Source organism: Methermicoccus shengliensis DSM 18856 (genome assembly GCF_000711905.1).
GTDB classification, from domain to species: domain Archaea; phylum Halobacteriota; class Methanosarcinia; order DSM-18856; family Methermicoccaceae; genus Methermicoccus; species Methermicoccus shengliensis.
Window position 1 is genome coordinate 1 of the sequence record NZ_KL543984.1, and the last position, 21,670, is coordinate 21,670.

At 40.0% G+C, this 21,670-nt stretch carries 22 protein-coding genes; all 22 read right to left on the reverse strand.

All coding sequences use genetic code 11. From position 1 onward, the window contains the following. Window positions 1-87 precede the first annotated feature (87 nt). On the reverse strand, window positions 88-1,239 hold the full coding sequence (locus BP07_RS08040; RefSeq protein WP_042687992.1) for a formate--phosphoribosylaminoimidazolecarboxamide ligase family protein: 1,152 nt from the start codon (window positions 1,237-1,239) through the stop codon (window positions 88-90). 290 nt (window positions 1,240-1,529) lie between these two features. Then, window positions 1,530-1,916, reverse strand: a complete 387-nt coding sequence (locus BP07_RS08045; RefSeq protein WP_042687993.1) for a HEPN domain-containing protein — start codon at window positions 1,914-1,916, stop codon at window positions 1,530-1,532. Further along, window positions 1,913-2,239, reverse strand: coding sequence for a nucleotidyltransferase domain-containing protein (locus BP07_RS08050; protein ID WP_042687994.1), 327 nt, complete (start codon window positions 2,237-2,239; stop codon window positions 1,913-1,915). Before BP07_RS08050 ends, BP07_RS08045 begins: the two co-directional genes overlap by 4 nt. A gap of 771 nt (window positions 2,240-3,010) precedes the next feature. Continuing rightward, complete coding sequence (locus BP07_RS08055) at window positions 3,011-5,203, reverse strand: DEAD/DEAH box helicase (protein ID WP_052353374.1); 2,193 nt, start codon at window positions 5,201-5,203, stop codon at window positions 3,011-3,013. A gap of 951 nt (window positions 5,204-6,154) precedes the next feature. Beyond that, window positions 6,155-8,221, reverse strand: coding sequence for a phytoene desaturase family protein (locus BP07_RS08065; protein WP_042687995.1), 2,067 nt, complete (start codon window positions 8,219-8,221; stop codon window positions 6,155-6,157). Between the two features lie 145 nt (window positions 8,222-8,366). Next, window positions 8,367-9,455 (reverse strand): hypothetical protein, encoded by a 1,089-nt coding sequence (locus tag BP07_RS08070; RefSeq protein WP_042687997.1) that lies wholly within the window; start codon window positions 9,453-9,455, stop codon window positions 8,367-8,369. Between the two features lie 170 nt (window positions 9,456-9,625). After that, on the reverse strand, window positions 9,626-10,000 hold the full coding sequence (locus BP07_RS08075; RefSeq protein WP_042687999.1) for a hypothetical protein: 375 nt from the start codon (window positions 9,998-10,000) through the stop codon (window positions 9,626-9,628). A 5-nt stretch (window positions 10,001-10,005) separates the two neighbouring features. Then, entirely contained in the window at window positions 10,006-10,248 is a 243-nt protein-coding gene (locus BP07_RS08080; protein WP_042688001.1) for a DUF3796 domain-containing protein, read from the reverse strand. A gap of 213 nt (window positions 10,249-10,461) precedes the next feature. Further along, entirely contained in the window at window positions 10,462-11,931 is a 1,470-nt protein-coding gene (locus BP07_RS08085; protein WP_042688003.1) for an HNH endonuclease, read from the reverse strand. Beyond that, the gene (locus BP07_RS08090; protein WP_084174195.1) at window positions 11,928-12,446 is read right to left on the reverse strand and encodes a HepT-like ribonuclease domain-containing protein; all 519 of its coding nucleotides are present in this window, start codon (window positions 12,444-12,446) and stop codon (window positions 11,928-11,930) included. The genes BP07_RS08085 and BP07_RS08090 overlap by 4 nt, the downstream gene beginning before the upstream one ends. Next, a complete protein-coding gene (locus tag BP07_RS08095; RefSeq protein ID WP_245597091.1) occupies window positions 12,439-12,753 on the reverse strand; it encodes a nucleotidyltransferase family protein in 315 nt (104 codons plus the stop codon). The genes BP07_RS08090 and BP07_RS08095 overlap by 8 nt, the downstream gene beginning before the upstream one ends. 220 nt (window positions 12,754-12,973) lie before the next feature. Continuing rightward, a complete protein-coding gene (locus BP07_RS08100; RefSeq protein WP_042688006.1) occupies window positions 12,974-13,348 on the reverse strand; it encodes a hypothetical protein in 375 nt (124 codons plus the stop codon). Window positions 13,349-13,352: 4 nt separating this feature from the next. Continuing rightward, window positions 13,353-13,874: a hypothetical protein gene (locus BP07_RS08105; RefSeq protein WP_042688009.1), complete on the reverse strand. Its 522-nt coding sequence runs from the start codon at window positions 13,872-13,874 to the stop codon at window positions 13,353-13,355. 2 nt (window positions 13,875-13,876) lie between these two features. After that, window positions 13,877-14,116, reverse strand: a complete 240-nt coding sequence (locus tag BP07_RS08110) for a DUF3796 domain-containing protein (RefSeq protein ID WP_042688012.1) — start codon at window positions 14,114-14,116, stop codon at window positions 13,877-13,879. Window positions 14,117-14,124: 8 nt separating this feature from the next. Further along, window positions 14,125-14,283, reverse strand: a complete 159-nt coding sequence (locus BP07_RS08915; protein WP_157203165.1) for a hypothetical protein — start codon at window positions 14,281-14,283, stop codon at window positions 14,125-14,127. 195 nt (window positions 14,284-14,478) lie between these two features. After that, window positions 14,479-15,456 (reverse strand): hypothetical protein, encoded by a 978-nt coding sequence (locus BP07_RS08115; protein WP_042688014.1) that lies wholly within the window; start codon window positions 15,454-15,456, stop codon window positions 14,479-14,481. A gap of 426 nt (window positions 15,457-15,882) precedes the next feature. Next, on the reverse strand, window positions 15,883-16,440 hold the full coding sequence (locus BP07_RS08120; RefSeq protein WP_169736266.1) for a small multi-drug export protein: 558 nt from the start codon (window positions 16,438-16,440) through the stop codon (window positions 15,883-15,885). 132 nt (window positions 16,441-16,572) lie between these two features. Then, window positions 16,573-18,927: a CRISPR-associated helicase/endonuclease Cas3 gene (locus tag BP07_RS08125; protein ID WP_052353376.1), complete on the reverse strand. Its 2,355-nt coding sequence runs from the start codon at window positions 18,925-18,927 to the stop codon at window positions 16,573-16,575. After that, a complete protein-coding gene (gene cmr6 / locus BP07_RS08130) occupies window positions 18,920-19,909 on the reverse strand; it encodes a type III-B CRISPR module RAMP protein Cmr6 (RefSeq protein ID WP_084174199.1) in 990 nt (329 codons plus the stop codon). The genes BP07_RS08125 and cmr6 overlap by 8 nt, the downstream gene beginning before the upstream one ends. Further along, window positions 19,899-20,291, reverse strand: a complete 393-nt coding sequence (cmr5, locus tag BP07_RS08135; RefSeq protein WP_042688018.1) for a type III-B CRISPR module-associated protein Cmr5 — start codon at window positions 20,289-20,291, stop codon at window positions 19,899-19,901. Before cmr5 ends, cmr6 begins: the two co-directional genes overlap by 11 nt. Next, window positions 20,288-21,304 (reverse strand): type III-B CRISPR module RAMP protein Cmr4, encoded by a 1,017-nt coding sequence (cmr4, locus tag BP07_RS08140; protein ID WP_042688021.1) that lies wholly within the window; start codon window positions 21,302-21,304, stop codon window positions 20,288-20,290. Before cmr4 ends, cmr5 begins: the two co-directional genes overlap by 4 nt. 69 nt (window positions 21,305-21,373) lie before the next feature. Further along, window positions 21,374-21,670 carry a CRISPR-associated ring nuclease Crn3/Csx3 gene (crn3, locus tag BP07_RS08145; protein ID WP_042688024.1) on the reverse strand — a complete coding sequence of 99 codons (297 nt, stop codon included), beginning with the start codon at window positions 21,668-21,670 and terminating at the stop codon, window positions 21,374-21,376.

Sequence of the window (21,670 nt, forward strand, 5' to 3'; positions counted from 1 at the left end):
CTCTCTCCATAATTTGATGGAGGGCGAGCATCCATATCGAACATCCCGCTACAGCGTACCTCCTACCTCCCTCCTCCCGACATCTCATCACGTCACGATCTCTTTCACACTATCGGTCTCGATTGCCAGCCTTATCTCCCTCGCGAGCCTCCTGCCGGTGCTCATCGGACACCTGTAAAGGCAGTTGCCATATGGATGTCCCACAGACATGTGCACATTGGTGCCCCCGCCGATTCTCGGAGCCACATCGTATATGTAGAAGTTGAGGTCCTTGTCCACACAGGTCTGCAGACAGAACGGCCCTATGATGCCGGGGGGATAGTAGCGCTGCGTTGCCTGCACGTACCGCTCTGCGAGGTCAAACGCCCTCTCGAGCAGCGACTCGCGAAGCGTGGCCGAGTTGTGCCCACATACAGTGTACTCTGGAGTACTCTGATGGGGCGGAAGGGTCATCTGCTGGGGAGCCGGAAGACGCACGTGTCCATCGAGGCTCGTCTCGAACCTCCAGTCGATGCCCAGCAGCTCAATCGGAGAAACGTCCCTCTCGAGCGGGGAGTAGAAAAAGTCAAAGTTGAACACCGGACCTATGATGTATCGCTCCACTCTGGCCCTCTCCAGATCCTCCGCAGTTATCACACCTGCCCTCAAAAGCTCTTCCGACTTCCTCCTGTACTCCTCATACGAGGCGGCGGTGAAGAAACCCCTCTCAAGGCGCTTTTTGGCATGTGGAAGCTTGACCATCACAAGCCCATCGATCTCCTCGGGCTCTATTCGCTCCGGGTGGGGTAGTCCCGCCCTCTCGAGCAACCAGTAGTAGCTTCTCTCCTCACCCCTCTCTTCACTCCTCAGAAGATTTCTGCTACCCACGAGGGGGACCAGAAAATCGTTCTCCACGGCGTCGATGCCACAGTAGGAGGTGAAGGACCGGTTGGGCACGAACAGCACGTTTTTCTCGCGCATCTTCTTTTGACTCTCGGGCAAGAGAACGTGGGCAAACCTCTCATAGACCTCAACCTCGTCCACACATCCCCTCACGCGTCTGCCATTCACCCACTTGGACCTGAAGTAATGCGCGTACGTTCTCTCCCTCCCCTTCTGGCACACCACATAGGTGGAGAACCCCTCTTCGATCGCGCCATCGCACGTATCCAGTGCGGAATGTGACCCGAGCACACCTATCCTCGCCTTCTCGAGGTCATACGACTCGAGCACCTCAAATATCTGCTCCCTCGCTATCATGGCCGTCCTTACACACCAAGAGAATATAAATCTCTCGAGGGCTCTGTTTCTCAAGATGAACTCAATGCACCCGAAGGCAAATCCTTACAAATGGGTGAGCGATAGCTGGCCGCATATCGCCTGTTGTCTCGAGTGTGATAGCACCGAAACGAGCGTTAGCGAGCGGAGAGCGGGCGAAGCCCCTATTGAGCTTCGGGCGATTTCGGACAACGGCTGGCGGATATGCGAAGCCCGTGAGGGTTTGGGTGAGCGGTAGAACCGTATACCCGCTCTTGGGCGACGTGCAGTCCTCATATTATCTTTTTCTTCCTTAGATAACGGGCTATCTCATTTACAAACTTTCTTCCATTCTTAAGCATTTCTTCAGCTTCATTCTTGGAGATAACAAATGTGTATTCGTAATCACTTAGCTGTCGTTTTTCAAATGCTCTATTCAGCTCTCTGCCCATATCTTTTGGGAAAATACCTGTTTTTATAAAATGCTCTCCAAAAGCTGAGATCACACCTTTATGGGATGAAAATGATAGATTCTTTGTAAGTAGCATGGCTTGTGTACAATAAAACATCGCATAGTAGGTTCTTGAAACCGAAGATTCATAATCACCTTCTTTGATGAGTATTTCAGCACTCCTCAGATATTTCTCCGCTCTCTCTATCAGAGATTCTATCTCTTTCATGTTGATATGCCTTCTCTTCGCACATTTATGAGTAGCGGACTATTAACCTTTTTATAATCCTCCTCTGAAACCGGATAAACTGATATTAGCACACCATATTTCAGGTTTATTTCTGTTATTATATCTATCATCCTGTCAATTTCTTTTCCATGGGTTACTTTTCCCTCGAGAACGATGAGCAAATCTATGTCAGAGTCTTCTGTAGCATCACCTCTCGCATATGACCCATAGAGCATAATTTCCTTTAATTTGTCACCGTATAACTTTTCAATTTCTTTTTTAAACTCTTCAAGCACCTCTTTTATTTTCATGGTTTCCACCATTTATTATCTTAAAACACCTATATCTGTTTTTCTGCATGTCGCCTAAGTGGGGATATACGAAGCCCGTGGTTTGGGTGAGCGACAGCGGGCCGCATATCCAACTGTTGTCCGAGTGCGATAGCATCGAAGCGAAGCAGAGAGTTCGGCCTGGTGGCATTACTATCTGTTTCTGGTTAATTTTCTCTATATCCTCTTCAACAAATTCTTCAATTTTTTTCTTTAGGACTAGATCAGGAATTCCTAAATGTTGATTACTCCGTAATCAACAGTTGCTTACTTCGTAAGCAACTCTTTCAAGATGCTGAAAAATTGGCAGCATATGTAATGGCCCGCCAGTACTGTCCAACGCCAATATGTCCGGCTGCCTTCCATACGGTAATAATGTTTGTTCAGAAATTATCAACAAGTGTCCATACTATCTGTTATCCTCTTTTCTCTCCCATTTCTGATTTCACAAGGATTTCCGTGATTTTTTCCTCTCAATTCAGGAATTTTATTTCTGACAATATCCCATACAATCACTACTACTCTATAATCTTGCCCATTTTTAAGAGTAAATATTTATAACTTCCTTCAATTAACAGTTCCATGTACAATACCCTACATAGATGTTCTGTATCCTAGCGGATAGCCAAACTCATCAACACTTACAAAATTCTTAATGTCTCAAAAACTTGTGACTTGTTATATTCGCTCCTCTGAGATACGATGGACACTATTTTAGAATCAAGTCTCTGGGACTATTCATTGGCTTGTCCTAACCAGTCTCAGTTATTCCTCATAAAGTTCAAGGAATTTCTCTACACCTCTGTATCCTATTGCAAGCAGGTTAAGTTCTATTAACTCTAAAATTTTCTCATATGTATCTTTGTTTTCATTACTTATGTTGTAATGGTTTATCTGGACCTCTAAACGTATCCATACCCCAACACTTACAGATATGATAATTTTAGGGAAAAGTGATTTATTCCTGTCATTATACCTACCATAATCTACGTATATGCGGAGATTGTTGGTTTCTTTGAAATTTTTAAGAGTTTCTTCAAATGTATCTACTTGGTCGTTAATCCTCTTTTTAACACCCTCAAATTGTTTAAAAGGAAATATCCTCATAAACAACCTCAATATTGACTTTCTGTCTAACCTAAAAAACACATTTTCACAGTAGTTTTCTCCTTCTGATTTACAATAATCATACAATCTTTTCAATTCTTCAGCTATAAAATCGGATAGTTTTTCTACATCATAAATATAGAATACATGGTTTTCTTTTATTGATTTGTCCAATACTTTACTAAAACTACTCCTGCTTATGATTTTATCTATTTGGTTTAAGGTATTTTTAATATCATCATGACATCTCAACCAAAACGGGAATGTGAGTGTTATAAAAAATATCCTACTAAGTTCTTCATCAGATTCCACATTAAAACCCATATTTTTAAGAGCCTCCAAAAATCTTTTATCATTTTTGGCGAGATTCAAAAGATAGTTTATTGGATTACTTAGTTCTCTCCCTTGGGTTATGAGGGTAAATGGGATAGCAACATCATTGTAAATATTTGAAAATTTGTCGAGTATGTCCAATATTCTTGATTCTGGGCCCTTCTCATCTAAATTGTATATAATATAACTCACATCCACACCCTCACCATACAAATTCCATAATGCTTCATCCAGGTCCCCATACTCCCTCGTTTTTGGAGTTAGGGAAATTACCAGATATTTTACTTTCCTTGGACTTGCCAGCCTAATGAGGCGACCCAAACGTTGATAAAATCTCAAAGGACTTCTTGGGGTATCACTCATTATAAGCAATCCCGCCTCGGGAATGTCAACACCCTCCTCACCAACAAGTGTGGAAATGATGACATCAATATGCCCCTCCCTAGCCCTCCTCATTAAATCCAATCTCTCCTCTTTACTCATGTCACTTGTTAATACTTCAACTTTATGAGACGATAACCCAATAGAACTCACTATTACTTCCTTAAACTCATAAGCTGTAGCCTTACGTGATGTAAACACTATAACAGGTTTTAATTCATCATTGTTTTTGACATCATATACAGAGAGTATCTCACTTAATATCCGGGCTTTATGGGAGGGTTTGTTAGAATTACATAACCTTGTGAATTCTGGGTCATCTGAAATCTTATTTTTTGCTATTGCTCTTTTTAGACTTTCACAAAAGGCCCTTTTACCATAACGGACTAACGTATTTTCGAGAAATTTAATTGTTCTTGGGTCACCATCAATAGTACCACAAAATAGTTTCTCATACACGTTTTCTTCAATTTCGTCCATTTCAGCATCAAACAAGTCTGCAATGGCTTTTGGTGGTTGGAATGAGGAGTCTATTTCAGACAACTTTTTAAAATCATAATTTAAAATTGTAGGCTCACCTAATAGTGATTGCACTCTAAAATCTAACGAATATCTTTTTTTACTAGGGAGTAATGCTGTAAAACCAAATACAAAGTTGGGATTCAACTCTACTAACAGTTCACTATAATACTTTCCTCCAAATGCATGGTGGATCTCATCTATAATTACAGCATTAAACTCCCCCTTTATGGTGGATGCACATTTTAATGCTGTTTGAGGGGTTGATATGACGATTTTTTTATTTGCATCTAAAAAACTGTGACAATTTCCCTCATATTCCTTTCCAATGATATTATCAAAAAGTTTGCTCCATAATTTAGAATACATTTGGTCACATAAGAATCTGGTCGGCTCAAGCACCAAAACGCGTGAATTGGTAGTTTTAAGGTTGTAATATGCTGTGAATATTTCAATTAATGTTTTACCGCTTCCAGTGGGCATGGAAACAACAACAAACCTATTCCCCTGTACAATAGAATCAGCAATGTTCCTAATCACGTACTCCTGATAAGGTCTAAGTGAAAAATCAAACTTCTCAATAAGCGTGGTATTAAACTCATTGAGTATAGCATTCATAACAACACCATAGCATTCATAACAACACCTTCTCCCCCACATCGATAGTGGCATGTATACACTTCTTTCATGCTATGGAAGTTCTCTTTGTATTAGTTCCTCGATAATTTAAGCAAGTGCACTTATTTAGTCCTACTTCCCTTACATTTTTTGGGTAAAGCATCCAATAACACTTAAGCTGAAATTAGATCTTTTCTTAATTCCTTCGGATTTAAAAAATTATCTTAAAGAACAAATTAAGAAAGAAATAGATATAGATAACACCGAAATCATTTTAGCTCTTCCTTTAAAAGAAGATAGGACTCCAAACGCTTCAGAAGAACAATCTGTCTTTACATTTCTCCCCATACACAAATATAGGTGTAAGTTTATAATCCAAGCAGACTTCCTTTTAACCCCGAATCTTTTAATTTTGTCTCTAAATAGAAAAAATTAACTTCCTTAATTTTAAATCTTTTCGAGGCGATGGAAATCATTTCACTTAACGTTCCGAGCGTATCTGAAGTTCCTCAAAGGGGAATTGGGGCGGAGTGCCAAAGGCACGAAGCCACATACGCTGTGTTATTTCTTTCCTGTATCTCTCGTACCAAGCGTCAAAATCTGGTTCTATGGAACGAAGATTTTGGAGAATATTAGTAATGGCACGACCAAAAACGATCAAATTTCTTAGGCCTGATAGCTTTCTTTCCGGTGGTCCTTTAATTATGTCCTCCAAGCCTTGTTCTGCTGTCTTCAGTGTTTCTTCAGCACTTCTTATAATATCAGCTGTAGTACGGTGGAAAGCTGGCATATTTTAACCCCCTTAGATTTTCATGATTTCGTTTAACGTTTTGCAGACATACGAAGTTGCGGAGCGATAGCAGAGCAATTTGGGTGAGCACCGAAGGTGCGAACCGCATACGCACCTGTTATACGCACCCGTAAGGATAAGAGCGACAGTGGAGAGTTCGTTCATTGCTTAATCTCCCAGTTACATATATCGTCTGCACAGATCATTCCTGATATTACTACTGCTTCTATTCCACCACCCGGGAAAGTTGAAGCACTTGCCAGATACAAGCCCCTTACTGGAGTTTTAAAGTAAGGTCTTCTGGTGTCAATCGATTGATCAAATGCATAGATTGCCCCTTCCGGCATAGAGGTGTATCTCTCGAATGTTTTAGGTGTTGCCGCATCCTGAACAATTATATGCTGACTCAAATTTGGAATAAGTTTCTCAACCTTCTTGATTAGCATCTCAGCAAACTCTCTCTTCTTTTCTAAATACTCTTTTGTTTCCCTTTCTGGAAAATCATAATAATTGGCGCCCATTAATATTGTAACGCTTGCCTTGCCTTTCGGTGCCAAACTTGGGTCGGCATTCGAGTTTATCACAACATAATATCCATCATCCAAATCTACGACAATCGTTGGATATTCGGTTAGGTCTGCATCAACCCCTAAGAACACCGCAAAGCAGGAAGGAGACATCTTCAGGGTTTTTAAGTATTCAACGAATCTCGCATCCAAATGATTCTCTCCAACGAGTTCTAAGAAAGTGGTTTTTGCGTTTGCATTTGCCACAACAATCGGGGCTCTGAAAACTTTGTTTCCAACCTTTACACCCTCAACTTTTCCGTTCCCGATCAGTATCTTATCTACCTTATGCCTAAGCAAGACTTTACCACCGTGGCTCTCAATAACCTCCTTCAAGCTGTTTGCAAATCTTTGAGCTCCCCCTCTTGGAAAGTACCCCCCATGGATGTAGTATGAAACTACAGCAGTAAGCGCGTTGCTTGCGGGAGTTTTATCTGCTTCTGTTCCTGTATAGCCTAACAAGGCACAGAGTAAAGTCTTTAACTCCTCATTTTTGAAGTATTCATCGAGCTTTTGCCTGAATGTTTTGTTCATCCAGTCGTAGAAGTGTGGATGCTCCTTAGGATAATCCAAGAGCTTTTTATCTCCAAAAACCTTAACGATTAGTTCAGCTGGCAAGGGAATGCCATAAACCAGATCTTTGTAGCACTCCTCATATGCTTTTTTAGCTTCATCAAAGAATGCGTAAATGTTCTCCTTTTCTTCTGGAAACATATCTGAAAGCTTTCTCATGAATTCCTCCAGGTTTTGAGCTTCAACTCCCCCGCCCTTGAAGATGTACCTTATTGTATTTCTAACAAACAAATCTTCTCTTTTTAGCCCAAGCTCTCTGAGAAGATAGGCGACAGGACCTTTCTCCCATAAACCGCTTACATCTGAGACGCCAGTATTGAAAACGAAACCCATCCTTTTAAAGGATGAGCAGTAGCCTCCAACCTGATAATGTTGCTCCAAAACTAAAACCTTGTATCCTCTCTTTGAGAGTAAAGCACCGCAGCTTAAGCCAGCAATGCCAGAGCCTACGATAATCACATCATACTCGTTTTCTCCTTTTGGCTTTTGAGTTACCTCAACGCTCCAATCATATTTCTTGAATTCCTTTGAAGCAAAGTAAGCGGGTGCTTTCAAGGGAAAAACAATTGAAAACGCTATACCAAGAGCAATTAAAGTGTTTGAAAGGATTATGGTAGAGGGCATATCGAGATAAAATATGGTTGCGTTTGCTATGAAGATTACTGCCCAGACTCCAGTAATTATGTTGTTGATGGCCAGAAATGATTTCTCCTTCCAGTAAATCTCTGGATAATCCCTTTTCGAAACCTGAAGGGTGTAGGGTTGTTTGATGATTAGAGAAAATAATGCCATTAGAAACAAAGTAAAGTAACCGAGAAAACCGCTTTTCTCAACAAATACGTTCAGGTTGAAAATGAACGTAACTGCTGTGGCTGTGCTGAAATAGAGAAGAGATGTGAGATCCATCAGATTAAAATCCCGTTTATGAATTTGAGGGATTACGAGAAGTAAAGAGATTGCGAGAGGGATGACTACGCCCAACCTGTTCCCCATACCGCACAGAACCCAGTAAACAATCCATGGAACAAAAGAAACAAGTATATAGAGCATACCGGGTATTTTTCTATTGTTTTCCATATTTCCTTCCATTTTTCTACACCTTCTTTAAATTTCCTTGGAGTCATAAACTAATTGCGTATAACGTCCCAAGCGTATCTGGAGTTTTCCGAAGGGGAATTTTGGCGAAGATGCGATCACTGTAGCCAGATACGCTCTGTTAGGCGAAGTCACCACTCTATTTCCTTTTCCTTCTCCAAGGATAGGCTGCCTCATAGTTCTTCATACGCTTTCTTACTAATTTTTCTGCCCAATCTATAGCAATATCTATAATTTCTAGAGGCGACTTTTCAAACTCAAATAGATTAATATATTGAAAGTCGGTAAAATGTTCATCACCAATCATATACGTTGACCCTTTTCCTTTTGGCCTTAATAAAGCTAAAATTGTTCGCTGATTTTTAAGATACTGATATTCAGCTATATGGCCCGCCGCTTTTCGGTCAATCATAACACAAAATCTCGATGCCATTGTCCACAGCCTTACTTTTTCCTCATTAGACATCATAGGGTATTCTGGTAACTCTATAATCAGATGTGCATCGTAACCTTTTGCTCTTAAATGGTCACGAACTTGAAGAAGTTCATTCATTTCGTGATTGCTATATTTCCCTAAAACTATAACTGATTTTTCTTTACTTATCTGAAATACTTTTTTACGTTCTGTTTGGAATTGATAAAAATCCCCTGCTTCTGAATCGTGGATAAGCTTTAATGAATCTTGTATGTGCGGAGTGCATTTATTCCAAAAACTTTCAAAATTAGAAAAATCGTTTGCATGAACAAAAATAGCAAAAGGTACAAAACGTGTTGCTAATACTTCATCCGAGGAAATTAGTTGAATGAAGATGTTAATAATCGCAAGGGGGTTGTGGTAATTAACATACCCAACATTAAATAATGCTGAGCGATCAGATACGACCTTAAAAATAACTTTTTTATCTTCACCGTATTCCCCATGAAGAATAATTAATCCACCATTAGGTTTCTCAGGTGCTCTAAAACATGCAGCTTTAGGAATGAATTCAGGGAGATCCAAAAGAAACTGAATATCAGATTTTACTTCTCCACAATCAATGAATTCATCCTCATCTGAAAAAGATTCTTCAAATAAAAAGATAATGCTATTATTTAATCTTGCTAGTTTGACATTAGCTGATTTAACCCATTTTGGCAGCCTATCTATGTTCAAATTTTCTGAAACAATGAATTCCCGAAGTCTTTCTAGGATTTTTTGGGCAAATAGTTTAGTACTTTTTTTGGACATACTCATCATTAAATATAATCAAAAGTATTTACCGATTTCGCCTAACGTTCTGGGGATATGTGAAGTTTGCGATGGCAAATTTGGGCTCTGTAAGAGCCACATATCCACCTGTTAAGTGACCCTGATAGGGCGAGCAACGAAGTTGCGAAGAGTCGGGCGGAGCGGTGGCTTCATGTTTTTACACCTTTTGATTTCATTACACGTAAAATTGCATAGCCTATTAGATATATAAAAGCGAATATAGAGACAAATTTCCATATTTTCCAGTTTCCTGTTAGAATGTCCCGAGTATGTTCGGTAATTAAAGGAAGGCCTACAATTAACAAAACAGTAAGAAAAATAAAGCTCGCTTTTCTTTCTTCTCCTTCCTTATGCAACCTTCTTAACAATGAACCAAGAAATCCTCCACCAAAAAGTCCAACTCCTATAACAGCAGGAAATCTTGGATCAAGCATTCCTGTTGCATAGTACATGCCAAAAAGAGTTAGAGTAAAGCCTACAACTCCAAGCAATATTCCGTATTTGAGATCGATCGATTTTATCATGTTTTTCACACCTCTATTATTCCTATAACTCCAAGTATTGCCACGATTAACCCAATTATGCCAAGCAAACCCAAATATTTGAATTCTTCTTTGAGATATTTGAAATGAGCAAAGAAAGCAAAGAAACACAAGAAAAACAATTGCCAAGGATTGTGCGTGCTAAACGCTTGAAAGCCAAGAAAACCCAAGAATCCTAAAAATCCATTCATCCAAAGTTTGTTTTTTGTTTCCTTTTTTTTCATGTTCATAATATATCACCTCCAAATTTTAAATTATTTCTTTTCAACCCACCACGGAGCCCGATTTCACTTAACGTTTGGCGGGTATCTGAAGTCGCCGAATGCGATTTGAGCGAAGGCGATAGCCGGAGCCAGATACCCACTTGTTAGGCGACCCCGTTAGGGGCGAGCCACGATAGGGGCGAAGCGTTTGCGAGGCGGTATTTTTATTTGACACCTCTTTTAACCTCCTAAAATCCAATCTACCTTTAATCCTCTACTTTCAAAAAATTCTTTTACATGTTTCTCATTATTAACTCTTAAATTGCTATCAATTTCCGGAGACGGATCAGTCCACAATTTATGTTCAAAAAGCCGTGTTATTCGTCCTCTGATAAGATTCCAATCATCCTCTGAGATTTTCCTTAAGAATATTTTTCCTCTTTCATCTTCATCATATAATCTTAAAACTGCTGCGGTAACGTCTCGTAACATGCGAGTCCAAGCCTTTAATGAACCAGCAGCGTATATACGCTCTGCTACTTTATGACTACTATCATTTCTTGTAGGATCCCACTTTCCATCTAAGGTTTCTTCTGCTAAAATATTTAGTAATTTGATAACATTTTTTCTTTCATATTCTCGAAGCTCGTCAGATTGCTCTATATCCATATCCAAAGGTGCATCGGTAATAAAATGCTTAAAAATCGTCTGTTTTAAGCTGTGAATAGTCAATGGATTTTTTCTTGTACGGTTTCTTTCTGCTATGTAATCTACAATTCTGTTATCTTTATCGTCCAAAACGGAATCGTATATATTACTTCGAATCATATTAAGGGCCTCTGATTTCTTTTTCCCCTTCCTTTCTAGGAATTCAACAAATCCTTTTTCTGACTTTATTCCTTTAGTCTCAAGATATTCCCCCCATTCCTCTTTGAACAAATCTGCCCACTTACTTATTAGAACCGAGGTAAAGAATTGCATTTGTCTTAATTTATCATGGGCAGCAAGGTTTGTTTCTTTAAGTATTCTCACGTCTGGCTCGATATAAACTTTACATTCAATTTCCTTTCTGCCACACCAAATTTGAGCTGCAGATTTATGTTGTCCATCAAACAATAAAATTTTATTGTCCTTTAAACGACAAATAGCTGGAGAAAGTTGTGTATGGGTAAGCAGATGTCTATATAATTCCCATAATCTCCTCATCTCTATAGGTCTTGGTTGTAACTCGGTATCGTTTTGAATATACATCACAGGCAAAGTTACATAGAAATACTTATAGCCTGTAGATGGGCATGTATAAAGTGAAAGAACCATTGGTTCTGATCTATCTTGTAAGAATAACTTTATGCCCTTATCTAATATTTCATAAGTCAGGTTTTTTCCAAAGTTTCCATCACCAATTTTTTTCTTTAATACATCGTCTAATTTCCTTGGTTCTGGTGATTTAAAAAATTCCTCCATTTCTAATCTAGTTCTAAATTCGGTAATTGATAATGTGCGTATTCTTCTGTGATGTTCTTTACAAACCGGTGCCAAATTTGATATTTCCGTCTTCCCTTCTTCAGAAAATGGTTTAATATGATGAAATTCTATATCTCCCTCATCCTCGATGGGATGGTCATTTACGTAGCACCTTACTTTTCCATCCCGAGTATGTTGAGCTATTATTGTCCTCTTTTCTTCTTCTGTTGGTTCACGATGCGTCATTTTTTGCTCATCAAATTGTAAATGGATTGCACAGTTATAAATCTTGCGAAGGCATTTTGGTGTAGGCACGAAGTGCCGGAGCCAGATACCCGCTTGTTAGCAGACCCGAACGTACCGAGGGCTAGGAAGCCGAAGACTTCCAAAGAGCTCCGCACGCTGCTATTCATTGTCCCACCCTTCTTTTTTATTATTTCTTCGATTTGTTGTTGTAATCTCGGAATGTCTAAGGTAATTATATCCCACACCACATCAAGATCTACACCAAAATAAGAATGGATAAGTTTATCTCTAGTTCTAGCAATTTCTCGCCACTCAACTTTAGGATATTTTTTCTTTATTTCATCAGAGATGTTTTTTACGGCTTCGCCTATAATTTCAATATTCCTGAGTATAGCATCTTGGGTTTTTCTATCACTCATAAACATATTGAAATCATAACCAACGCTATATTCAATAATATTTTCGCACGCAATAAGAATATCTTTTAAATATTCTTTATCTCCTCTTTTAGACATACACAATCTCTCTTTTTATATGCTCCTTTACATCTTTTATTCTTATAGATTCTATACCTGCCGGTGTCAAAATATCTATGGGCCTCCCAAATAAGTTCTCCAAATAGTCTATTAGTCCAGCAAAATTCTTAAATGTTGCCTTTCCTTTTTCAAATTCCACAAAAATATCAACATCACTATCCTCCCTTCCCTCATCTCTACTAAATGACCCAAATATTCCCATTTTTTTTACTCCGAACTTTTTAAGTTCGTTTTTATTTTTCTTTAACAGCTCAATAATGTCTTCCCTATCCATATTGTTCATCATGACCATTTTTTACCACCTATGTTTCTATATATCGGTTTTTAAACTTAAACTTTTTCATAAGCCGCCGAGCCGAATTTCGGACAACGCCCGGCGGGTATGCGAAGTGCGAGGGCTCTACCGAGCATTTGGGTGAGCACCGAAGGTGCGAACCGCATACCCGCTGTTAAGTGACCTAAAAGGCGAGCAACGAAGTTGCGAAGAGTCGGGCGGAGCGGTGGCATCATTTTTTCACTTCTTCTGATTTTATTACACAGAAAACCTCATAGCTTATCAGGTATGCAAAAGCGAATATAGAAATAAGCTTCCATATTTTCCAGTTTCCTGTTAGAATATCATATGTATACTCAGCAATTGATGGAATGCCAGCGATTAAGACAATACAAAGAAAAATGAAACCTGCTTTTCTTTCTTCTCCTTTTTTATTTAACCGTCTCACCAGTGAACCAAGAACTCCTCCACCGAAAAATCCAGCTCCTATCACAGCGGGAAATCTCAAATCGAGCATGCCCGTTGCATAGAACATGCCTGCCAGGGCTATAATAAAACCCGCAAATCCGAATGCTATCCCGTATTTCAAGTCAACCTGCTTTACCATTCTTTCACCTCTTAAAATAATAAACCATCGATGCCAGCAACAAACCAAACCAGCATAAAAGCCAAGCGTAAGCAAATTCATTTAACCCCTTTAGGCTTGCTCCAGCCAGTCCGAGAAAGATGAAGATTGTTGCACCCTGAGCTGAATACTTCGCAACTTTTCTTGGACTGGCTTTTCCCTCAACTCTTCTGTACCATAATAGGAAGATTGGGAGAAGGGTTAGGTAAATGAATCCTCTCCAGTTCATGGTTAAAGCTGTATAGAATACCCCGTAGATAGCAAAGACGATGCCGATAATGACAGCATGTAATGCAACATCCTTCATGTTTGGCTTCTCGTAAGTTCTGCCGCTCCTTCTTTTAACCTGAAAGGCAAACGTTACAGCAGTAATGAGTAGGGGAATTCCTATAACAGTAAAGAAACTGGCTGGAAGATTGAACTTCACCAATAAAAAGGAGGTGAAAATCAGAGCAAAGAAAAATACCCCAATACTCCTCATCAGCTCTTCTTTTACTATTGCTTTCATTTTCACACCTCCATTACTCCCATAACCTCGAATATCGCCACAATTAGCCCAATCACACCAAACAAACCCAGATATTTGAGTTCTTCTTTTAGATGCTTGAAATGAGCAAAGAATCCAAAAAAGCAGAAGAAAAACAACCACCACGGATTATGCAAGCTAAACGCTTGAAAGCCAAGGAATCCCAAGAACCCTAAAAATCCATTCATCCAGAGCTTATTTCTTAATTGCTTTCCTTTTTTCATCTTACTCCCTACATTTTTTGAATGAGAGACACCACACCTTCTGTAATGATAAACGATACAACACCAAGCAGCACAGCAGTTAAAATTCCTAAACCAAAACTACCTGCTAAACCCCCTGCGATTCCTCCTGCAAGTCCTCCTATGATTGCATGTTTTTTCTTTTTCATATTCAATTTATCTCTTTTTAATCTTTATAAATTTTTCAATCCACCGCGGAGCCCGATTTCACTTAACGTTTCGGGGATATGTGAAGTTTGCGATAGCAAATTTGGGCGACGATAGCGAGCCACATATCCACCTGTTAGCAGACCTGAGCGTAGCGAGGGTGAGGCACGAAGTGCCGAAGAGTTCGGGGGCGAACGTCATTTTAATTCCTCCACAAAATCTTTTAGAGCAATTGTTGGTGGTAAATCTTCATTATTTTCCAAATCATTTTCCCAGCATACAATGAAGTCACATCCTTTTTTGTCATGTTTGTGTTGAACAAAATCACTTGCTCTAACTTCAAACCTATTTTTATCCATTACCCAAGCATCTGGAAATTCATTTCTGATTTTTATTATATATGGAAATCCAAGTTCCCGATGAAAAACAGCAAATAAATAAACCACCTCCTGTTCATATTCAGGCTCAAATAATATTCCCAAAGAATGTAGGGGCTTTGTTTCTCTCATAATTTGGGGAAGTCTTTCTGGAGGAAATTGTTCATATAGAAATCTGGCGAAAAGAAGATTATCCAATTTCTTAAATTCTGGAGATTTATTTTTAAATGAGATAAGTAAATTATTTAGCAATTCAAACTTTTGACCTATAGACAATGCATCATATGATTTCCCAAACAAACTATGTGCTTCTTTTTTGAAATCCATATTAAGATTTTTCAGGAAATGTTCTAAATCTTCAGTTTTAAATATGGGTAAAACTTGTTCTGGATAATAGCAGAAGACCACCTTTTTGGCTATTATTTTATCTCCTCCCCACCCCTTAATGTCTTCCCAATGTAGATCAATTTTCTGAGAAATGGATAGAGTTTCATCCACAACTTTTCTTAGAAGCTCTTTAAAAATTTCGGGATTATTTCTTGCATTTTCTGCGTAAAGTGCCCTTCCAACTCTAATATGACCTAATTCTTTCAGTCCAAATTCGATCCAGTAGAGAAAAGTATTTTTATCACCTGAATTATAGATCTTATCTGAAGTTAACAAATCAATATTCTCTGGTTGTTCACGAAATGGATACTGCCTCAGAAATTCCTTGTGTTTTTTCCAAGCTTTTTCAATGTTACCTTTATTTTTTCTCTCAAATTCCTCCAAATCTGCTTTAAGTTTTTCTTCATTCATGTTCACACCTCCAATTTAGATTATAAGCGAGCCCCCGAATTTCTGCTAACTCGTTCATATACGCATTGCGTATATCCCTCCAATTTGGCAGTATATCTGTTGCATATATACCCATTCTGAATGCTTATCACCCCCTTCAATCAAATCCAGAGTACTTTTAATCTTACTCAAATATGAGTATAAATCCCTGTCGTTTTATCGCTTTTACGCCCCAGTAGCTCCTGAATGTATCTCGAATTTAATCTTAGAAAACAGTAGTTAGACCTGATTAAGAAAAGTCCAGAGTCTCATAAGTGTCTAAAAAGAGAGAAAAAAGGGATAAACAGGAAAATGGGGGAAAAGTGATGATTGAAATCAAACTAAGATAGAATTGAAAGCTCTTTTTCTGAGATACCACGCCAAGCCAAAGGAAGCGTTGAAATCAAACTAAGACAGGATTGAAAGGATTCCATTCGTCAAGTAGGCGAGCAGCAGGCAGCTCAGGAGGGACGCCAGCACTATAACCACCCAAACCCGCCTGCTATCGAGGGAGAGGATGTACCCGAGAATGGCGGCCGAGACGCCGCCAGATCCCTGGGCAGGCACGAGTACGAACAAAAACAGAGATAGGTACGTGAGCTTTCTCGCCCAGGAATGGCGTCCAAAGAACTGTTCACTCCAGTCCTCCACCTTCCTTATCACACCCCTCATGAGGGGAAGCCTGGAGAAAAGGGGAAAGTTCCACAGCACAAATAACGATGTAATGGCGTCCATCGAGGCCAGCGTGAGGGCGATGTGCAGCGGATGTAGCCCGAGGGCGATGGCGAGGGGGATGACTGATTCCTTTCCAAACGGCGGAACGAAGTACAGTGCCATGAGGGAGTAAACCTGGGGCCATCTTTCTCCCGAGACGAAATCCTCTATGGCAAGGAGAAGACCCCCGAAGACGAACGGCAAAAATAGCTTCAGGATGGCGACCTGCACATCCCCTCTTTTTATCTCCATTCTCTCACCGATCATTTCGTATAAGCAACATTTCCAGTTAGTTGCTTACTTCGTAAGCAACTGTTGATTACGGAGTAATCAACATTTGCCATTTTTGTGATTTGATGGATAATCCCTTCTTTCGAAGAGCTCCTATATTATGCACATATCATCGATTTCCGCACCGTAGTCAAATCCAATTTCGTAGCTGTAGGGATGACGACAAATCCGGTATGTCTTTGTTCTTCTACCTTTCTGGACCTCTACAGGATAAAATCTCCCCAGCCCCTCTCTTCTATCTCTCATCAGATAGGATAACGGTATTTTTGCCATGTTCTGCACCTTGAGTCCACTATCCCCTTCTTCTTCGTAAATACACTCTGGTATAACGTCAACGTGCTGGATTCTGTCGTCTCTAACTCTGAACCTTCGCCCTTCCTCGCCATCAAAAGTGATGTCCCTCCAGTTATAACCAAAGACCGTACATCTTTTGAAAAGAGACAACAGATCACTCGGGACCTCAGGTGCGTAATCTGCGTAAACCTTATCACAGAACTCTTTAACCTCTTTATAACTCATCGGCCCCTGATAGTCTCCCACAGCCGATTGTACCTTCTCGAATAAATCTTCCTCGTAGGGAAAATGTTTCTCTGGCATGTATATCTTCAAGGCATGTTCAATCCCATTGCTCCACGTTTCACCTTTCCTGTTCAGCCTTCCCGCTCTCTGCCCGAGGGCATCCGGTGGGGCAAGCTCGGAATACATGACATCACACGAAATGTCCAGTGAGACCTCAATTACCTGCGTTGCGACCAGAATGAATGGTTTGTTTTTGATTCTGCTGTAAATTTCGTTTTCTTTTTTCACTCTATCGCTGTAGGTAAATTGAGAATGGTAGAGCATTATATTTGCTTCATCTTTTAACTCCTCTTTCAGTCTCAAGTAAAGTTGTTTTGCCCTTTCAACGGTGTTTAAAATGGCAAATTGACTCAGTCCCTTTTTATAACCCCTCACGATCTCATTTATAACCTCATCATCAAATACGGATTTCTCATGAAATTCTAACTTGAATGGTCTGAATTCAAGACCTTCTTTATCGGTAATGTGCTCATAGCAGTTATCCAGCTCTTTAAGCATGAAATCTGGCAGAGTTCCGGACATGAGCAAATGAGGAATGTCCATTTTTATCAGCCGCTTAAACAGAGTCAAGAGGTGTTCCAGAGTTAATTTTTCGTAGTAGTGCACTTCATCAAAAATGATCACTGCATTCTGCAGATTTCCCAGAGCGAAATCCGCCTGACTGAATCCCTTAACGAACGAGTAAATCACGTGATCGACTGTCGTGATCGTTATTGGCTTGAAAAAGACGTTTCCTTTAAAGGTCTCACTTCTTATTTCATCTACATCCTTTTCATCCTCAAAACCTTCCTCTTCTTTTTTTGAGTCGTCCCTGAGCTTGATGAAGCTTCTTCCGTGGTACAGCCCGACGTTTTCCTCACCGAAAATTGCTTTGAGTCTGTCATACATTGCGTTGCTCGTCGCCTGTGTGGGCATTGCAAAAACGATTTTGTTTCTCCCGTGTTTTTTCAGGGTGTTTAAAGCCCACAATAAGGCTGCTTCAGTTTTGCCCCTTCCGCATGGAGCAAAGAGCGTCACGAATTTCGGTGCATCAAGCAGATCCTTCTGAAATTCGTACGGGTCTTTATCCCCAAGAACTGTCTTGGTGAGATTATCAATCCTCAGCACCGGGACGTATTCATCGGGATTTTCAAGGACGCCGTCGAATAGCCTTTCTTCGCCGCCATAACTCTCTACGAATCTTGAAAAGTGTGCACTTGCATAATCATCGCATGTCTGGAGGATTGCGAAGAAATAGGAGAATATCGATTTCGTTCGCTCCCAGTTCCCGTTTTCGTCTAAATACACCTTTATTTTCCTGATAAACTTATTCCTAACACCGTTGATTTTCTTCCACCTGAATTCTGGAATCGTTCCAGTAAACCCATCAAATCCAAAAAATTCGTTGAATCTTAGCTCTTCGTACACATTCACGGCATTATCTACGAACTCCATGATTTCTTTTTCCAGAAAACTGGGTTTCTCAAACTGATTGTGGTCGCTATATAACTGGTCGTAGAGCTGCGAGTGATGTCCAAGAATCGCGGCAAGCTCCATGGGGATGTCGATAACCGTCTCCGTAAAGGACTCGTGAAGCAAAAAGAATCCGTAATAGGCGTGCGGATATTTTTGTGATCTTCTGTTATGTCTTATATTTTCCTGAAATTCTTTCGTCAGTTTGCCAATGTCGTGAAGATATACAGCCAAAAATAGGTTTTTTAGAAATTTTTCTTTATTTATATCCCATCTTTCACAGAACTGCGAGATCACGTCGGAGTTCCGCTGTACGTATGCTCTGAGTATCTTAAGTGCGTCTGTTGTGTGACCTTTGAGTGTCTGGAAGTACTTTTCTCCGTTTTTGAGCTCAAGTTTAGCTAAGGTTTCATTCATCAATCATCCGACCATAGCCTAAAGCTGTTTTAGCTCCAACTCCGTGTTCCTTCAAAGCCTCACACAGGAGAGCCCTTGCATTCTCAAGCAATTTTTGGTTCTGAGCTTTTTCAAGTTGTTCCCGGCTCATTTCCCTGTAAGCAAGGGCAAAGTGGAATTCAATACCTCTTGGCACCGCAAGGAAGAAGATTGGTTTTGGATCGTACCAATCTCCCGGTTCCTTACCTTCCCGATAATAGGGCTGATAGTGTGGGCTCATAATGTCAAGTTCCAATATGGGCTTGTCTTTGATACTTTTCGGATTTGGGAATGCGTCGAAAAAGATGATCGATCCTTCCTGATTTTGAGTTCCAAACATCTTTCTCAAAATCTGCATCTCCCAAAACACGGCATCAGGCGTTCTTTCTGATACACCCCCAAGTTTCTCTTTTATTGCTTTCTTTACATCCTCCTCACTATTTTCGTCTTTTGCAGGGTTTTCCAGTGCATCCTGAACTTTTTTTGCAAGATTAAAGAAATCCACATCTTTAAATTCTTTGATGTCTTTTAGCTTCTCAGTTAACTCCAAAATTGCATAATGCTTTGTAACGCCCTTCAAAGCCGATCCCGGAATGTAGGGGACGCCGTAGTTGCGGTGTAAACGAATGCTCGTTTCGTAAACGCTTTCATCCCCCAAGCCAACGACTAAGCGGGATTTTGTTGTTAATTTAAGAATTTCAGCGCTCAACGAATTCCACAAGTCTATTTGACACTTGCAAAAAACATTATATTTATTCAAAGCATTTTCGGGTAATTTGATCTCATAACCAAATTTATCGTACTTTGGTTTCTCACGTTTACCATCCTTCTCCGAAAAAGGACAATATTTCGTAATTACAAGACTCAAGTTATCAAAAACATTGTTGCACTTCCCTTTAACAAATGTTTCCTTGATTATACCCCGCAAATCTTTTGGAAGATAAAACACGATTCTATCTCCCATCTTCATCCTCCTTGAGCGTAGCCTTTGCAAACTTCTTCATCCAGTTAAGTAAAGCTAAAACGTCTTGAGTTACTTGAAAGACTTTTGTTGAGTCTGTCTCTATTATCCATTCTATTGCATCACCACTGCAAAAACACCTTTCATTGAGCCATTCATTGATATGTTTGTAAAGTGTGCTATATGCATTTTCTTCTTCGGATTCATCATCTTTTTTCTTAGATTTAGATAGATAAAAAGCCAGAGTGTTGCCAAGACCATTTATGAGTATCATAGCCGATGCATTCTTCACATATCTTGCGTATTCGGATTCAAACGGTTTACCTTTAACTTCGTTGATCTTTTTGTAGGCGAACTCTGCCCTTATCTGCTCAAGGGTTCTCATTCACTACCCTCCCAAATTTTAATCTTAACAAAACCCTTGCCTACGGTTTCATTGCCACCGATTTGAACGAACTTATTGTTAAAATTCGGTAACTCCTCTTTAACGTCATCTGAAGTTTTAAGCCCATTTACCTCTTTTTTCGGTTTTCCAATGGCAATCACCGAATAAAGCAAGCAATCACTCGGTAAATACTCTTCATACCACAAAGCGCCACTTTGCACAGTTCCTTTCATAGAGTCGATTTTAACTCTTGCAACGATTTCGGTAGCAGTCTTTACGAGATCTCTGAATAAATCATTATTTATTATAGCTATTCTGTTTTCGTCCACGTTTACTGATGATAGCACGGATACCTGATTAGCCAAGTTACCGATGTCTTCCCTTCTATCTTTAAGTATAACATCCTCGAGAACAACTTTATCGCCATCCACTAAGGAAGAATTCGTCGATATTATTACTTCATCATAATTTACCGACGGTATTTCAAAATCATTTTTCATTCCTGCAATCTCCAAATCTCTCTTAAATCTCTCCAAAACCAACGGGCAGGTTACGTAGGCAAAGACGCCCTTCAAGCTCCTAACCGGAAACAGCAAAATCTTGGCATCGCCGACGCTTATAGCTCCGGCATGGTCCGACGCTTTTTCAGTTATTGGTCCGAAAATAATTTTTGTCTTTGGTGGATTTCGTATAAGCTCTCTAAGTTCCCTTAATTTAGATTCTCCTTCCTCTTTTTCTTTGCCATTCACAGTTTTAACTTTTTCCTCAAGTTCTTTTATAGTATCGTCAAGACTTCCTTCCCCGTTTTTTTCTCTTCTTTCGTTTATCTCAGCCAATTCGACCGAATGATACGCTCTCCTCAAAACACCCTTCAAACTCTGCCCCCATACCACCGGAAACTGCGTGTGCCTTTCCCTTTGTATCGGCAAATCTATAACGCTAAGCTCCGCTCCACTCCCGGCGTGCACGGGCGTTATGCTGTACAAGCCCAAAACCAAAGCTTTTTCAAACATTATTCCACCTCCCAAATGAGCATCCCAATCTCCTCCCCACTAATCCTTGGGGAACATCAACAATGACTTTCATTCCAGTACCTCCTCAACAACGATGTCTAAAACCTCACCTTCTTCCAGAGCGGTGTGAGATTGCACCACCACCGCACCAAGTCTTGGGTCATAAATCGCTACAAATGGTGTATGATGGAACTTATGAGCCAAAAAGCAGTGGAGCCATATCGGACCTCGACCCGACAGAATGACACCCTTTCGAGTGTCGATCTTTGGGATTTCAATGTCTTTTAAATCGGATGGCTTTAACGGTTCTTCAAGTTCAAAGTGGAGTAAAGTGAAATCTGCTAACTCTTTTATTACGAACCCCAC

Coding starts and splice junctions, on each gene's coding strand:
- BP07_RS08075 (WP_042687999.1), bottom strand. CDS start 10,000: ATGATAAAATCGATCGATCTCAAATACGGAATATTGCTTGGAGTTGTA.
- BP07_RS08095 (WP_245597091.1), bottom strand. CDS start 12,753: ATGATGAACAATATGGATAGGGAAGACATTATTGAGCTGTTAAAGAAA.
- BP07_RS08090 (WP_084174195.1), bottom strand. CDS start 12,446: ATGTCTAAAAGAGGAGATAAAGAATATTTAAAAGATATTCTTATTGCG.
- BP07_RS08080 (WP_042688001.1), bottom strand. CDS start 10,248: ATGAACATGAAAAAAAAGGAAACAAAAAACAAACTTTGGATGAATGGA.
- cmr5 (WP_042688018.1), bottom strand. CDS start 20,291: ATGAGAACCCTTGAGCAGATAAGGGCAGAGTTCGCCTACAAAAAGATC.
- BP07_RS08915 (WP_157203165.1), bottom strand. CDS start 14,283: ATGAAAAAGAAAAAACATGCAATCATAGGAGGACTTGCAGGAGGAATC.
- BP07_RS08065 (WP_042687995.1), bottom strand. CDS start 8,221: ATGGAAGGAAATATGGAAAACAATAGAAAAATACCCGGTATGCTCTAT.
- cmr4 (WP_042688021.1), bottom strand. CDS start 21,304: ATGTTTGAAAAAGCTTTGGTTTTGGGCTTGTACAGCATAACGCCCGTG.
- BP07_RS08040 (WP_042687992.1), bottom strand. CDS start 1,239: ATGATAGCGAGGGAGCAGATATTTGAGGTGCTCGAGTCGTATGACCTC.
- BP07_RS08125 (WP_052353376.1), bottom strand. CDS start 18,927: ATGAATGAAACCTTAGCTAAACTTGAGCTCAAAAACGGAGAAAAGTAC.
- BP07_RS08050 (WP_042687994.1), bottom strand. CDS start 2,239: ATGGTGGAAACCATGAAAATAAAAGAGGTGCTTGAAGAGTTTAAAAAA.
- BP07_RS08115 (WP_042688014.1), bottom strand. CDS start 15,456: ATGAATGAAGAAAAACTTAAAGCAGATTTGGAGGAATTTGAGAGAAAA.
- BP07_RS08085 (WP_042688003.1), bottom strand. CDS start 11,931: ATGACGCATCGTGAACCAACAGAAGAAGAAAAGAGGACAATAATAGCT.
- BP07_RS08110 (WP_042688012.1), bottom strand. CDS start 14,116: ATGAAAAAAGGAAAGCAATTAAGAAATAAGCTCTGGATGAATGGATTT.
- BP07_RS08100 (WP_042688006.1), bottom strand. CDS start 13,348: ATGGTAAAGCAGGTTGACTTGAAATACGGGATAGCATTCGGATTTGCG.
- BP07_RS08055 (WP_052353374.1), bottom strand. CDS start 5,203: ATGAATGCTATACTCAATGAGTTTAATACCACGCTTATTGAGAAGTTT.
- cmr6 (WP_084174199.1), bottom strand. CDS start 19,909: ATGGGAGATAGAATCGTGTTTTATCTTCCAAAAGATTTGCGGGGTATA.
- BP07_RS08105 (WP_042688009.1), bottom strand. CDS start 13,874: ATGAAAGCAATAGTAAAAGAAGAGCTGATGAGGAGTATTGGGGTATTT.
- BP07_RS08120 (WP_169736266.1), bottom strand. CDS start 16,440: ATGGAGATAAAAAGAGGGGATGTGCAGGTCGCCATCCTGAAGCTATTT.
- BP07_RS08070 (WP_042687997.1), bottom strand. CDS start 9,455: ATGTCCAAAAAAAGTACTAAACTATTTGCCCAAAAAATCCTAGAAAGA.
- BP07_RS08045 (WP_042687993.1), bottom strand. CDS start 1,916: ATGAAAGAGATAGAATCTCTGATAGAGAGAGCGGAGAAATATCTGAGG.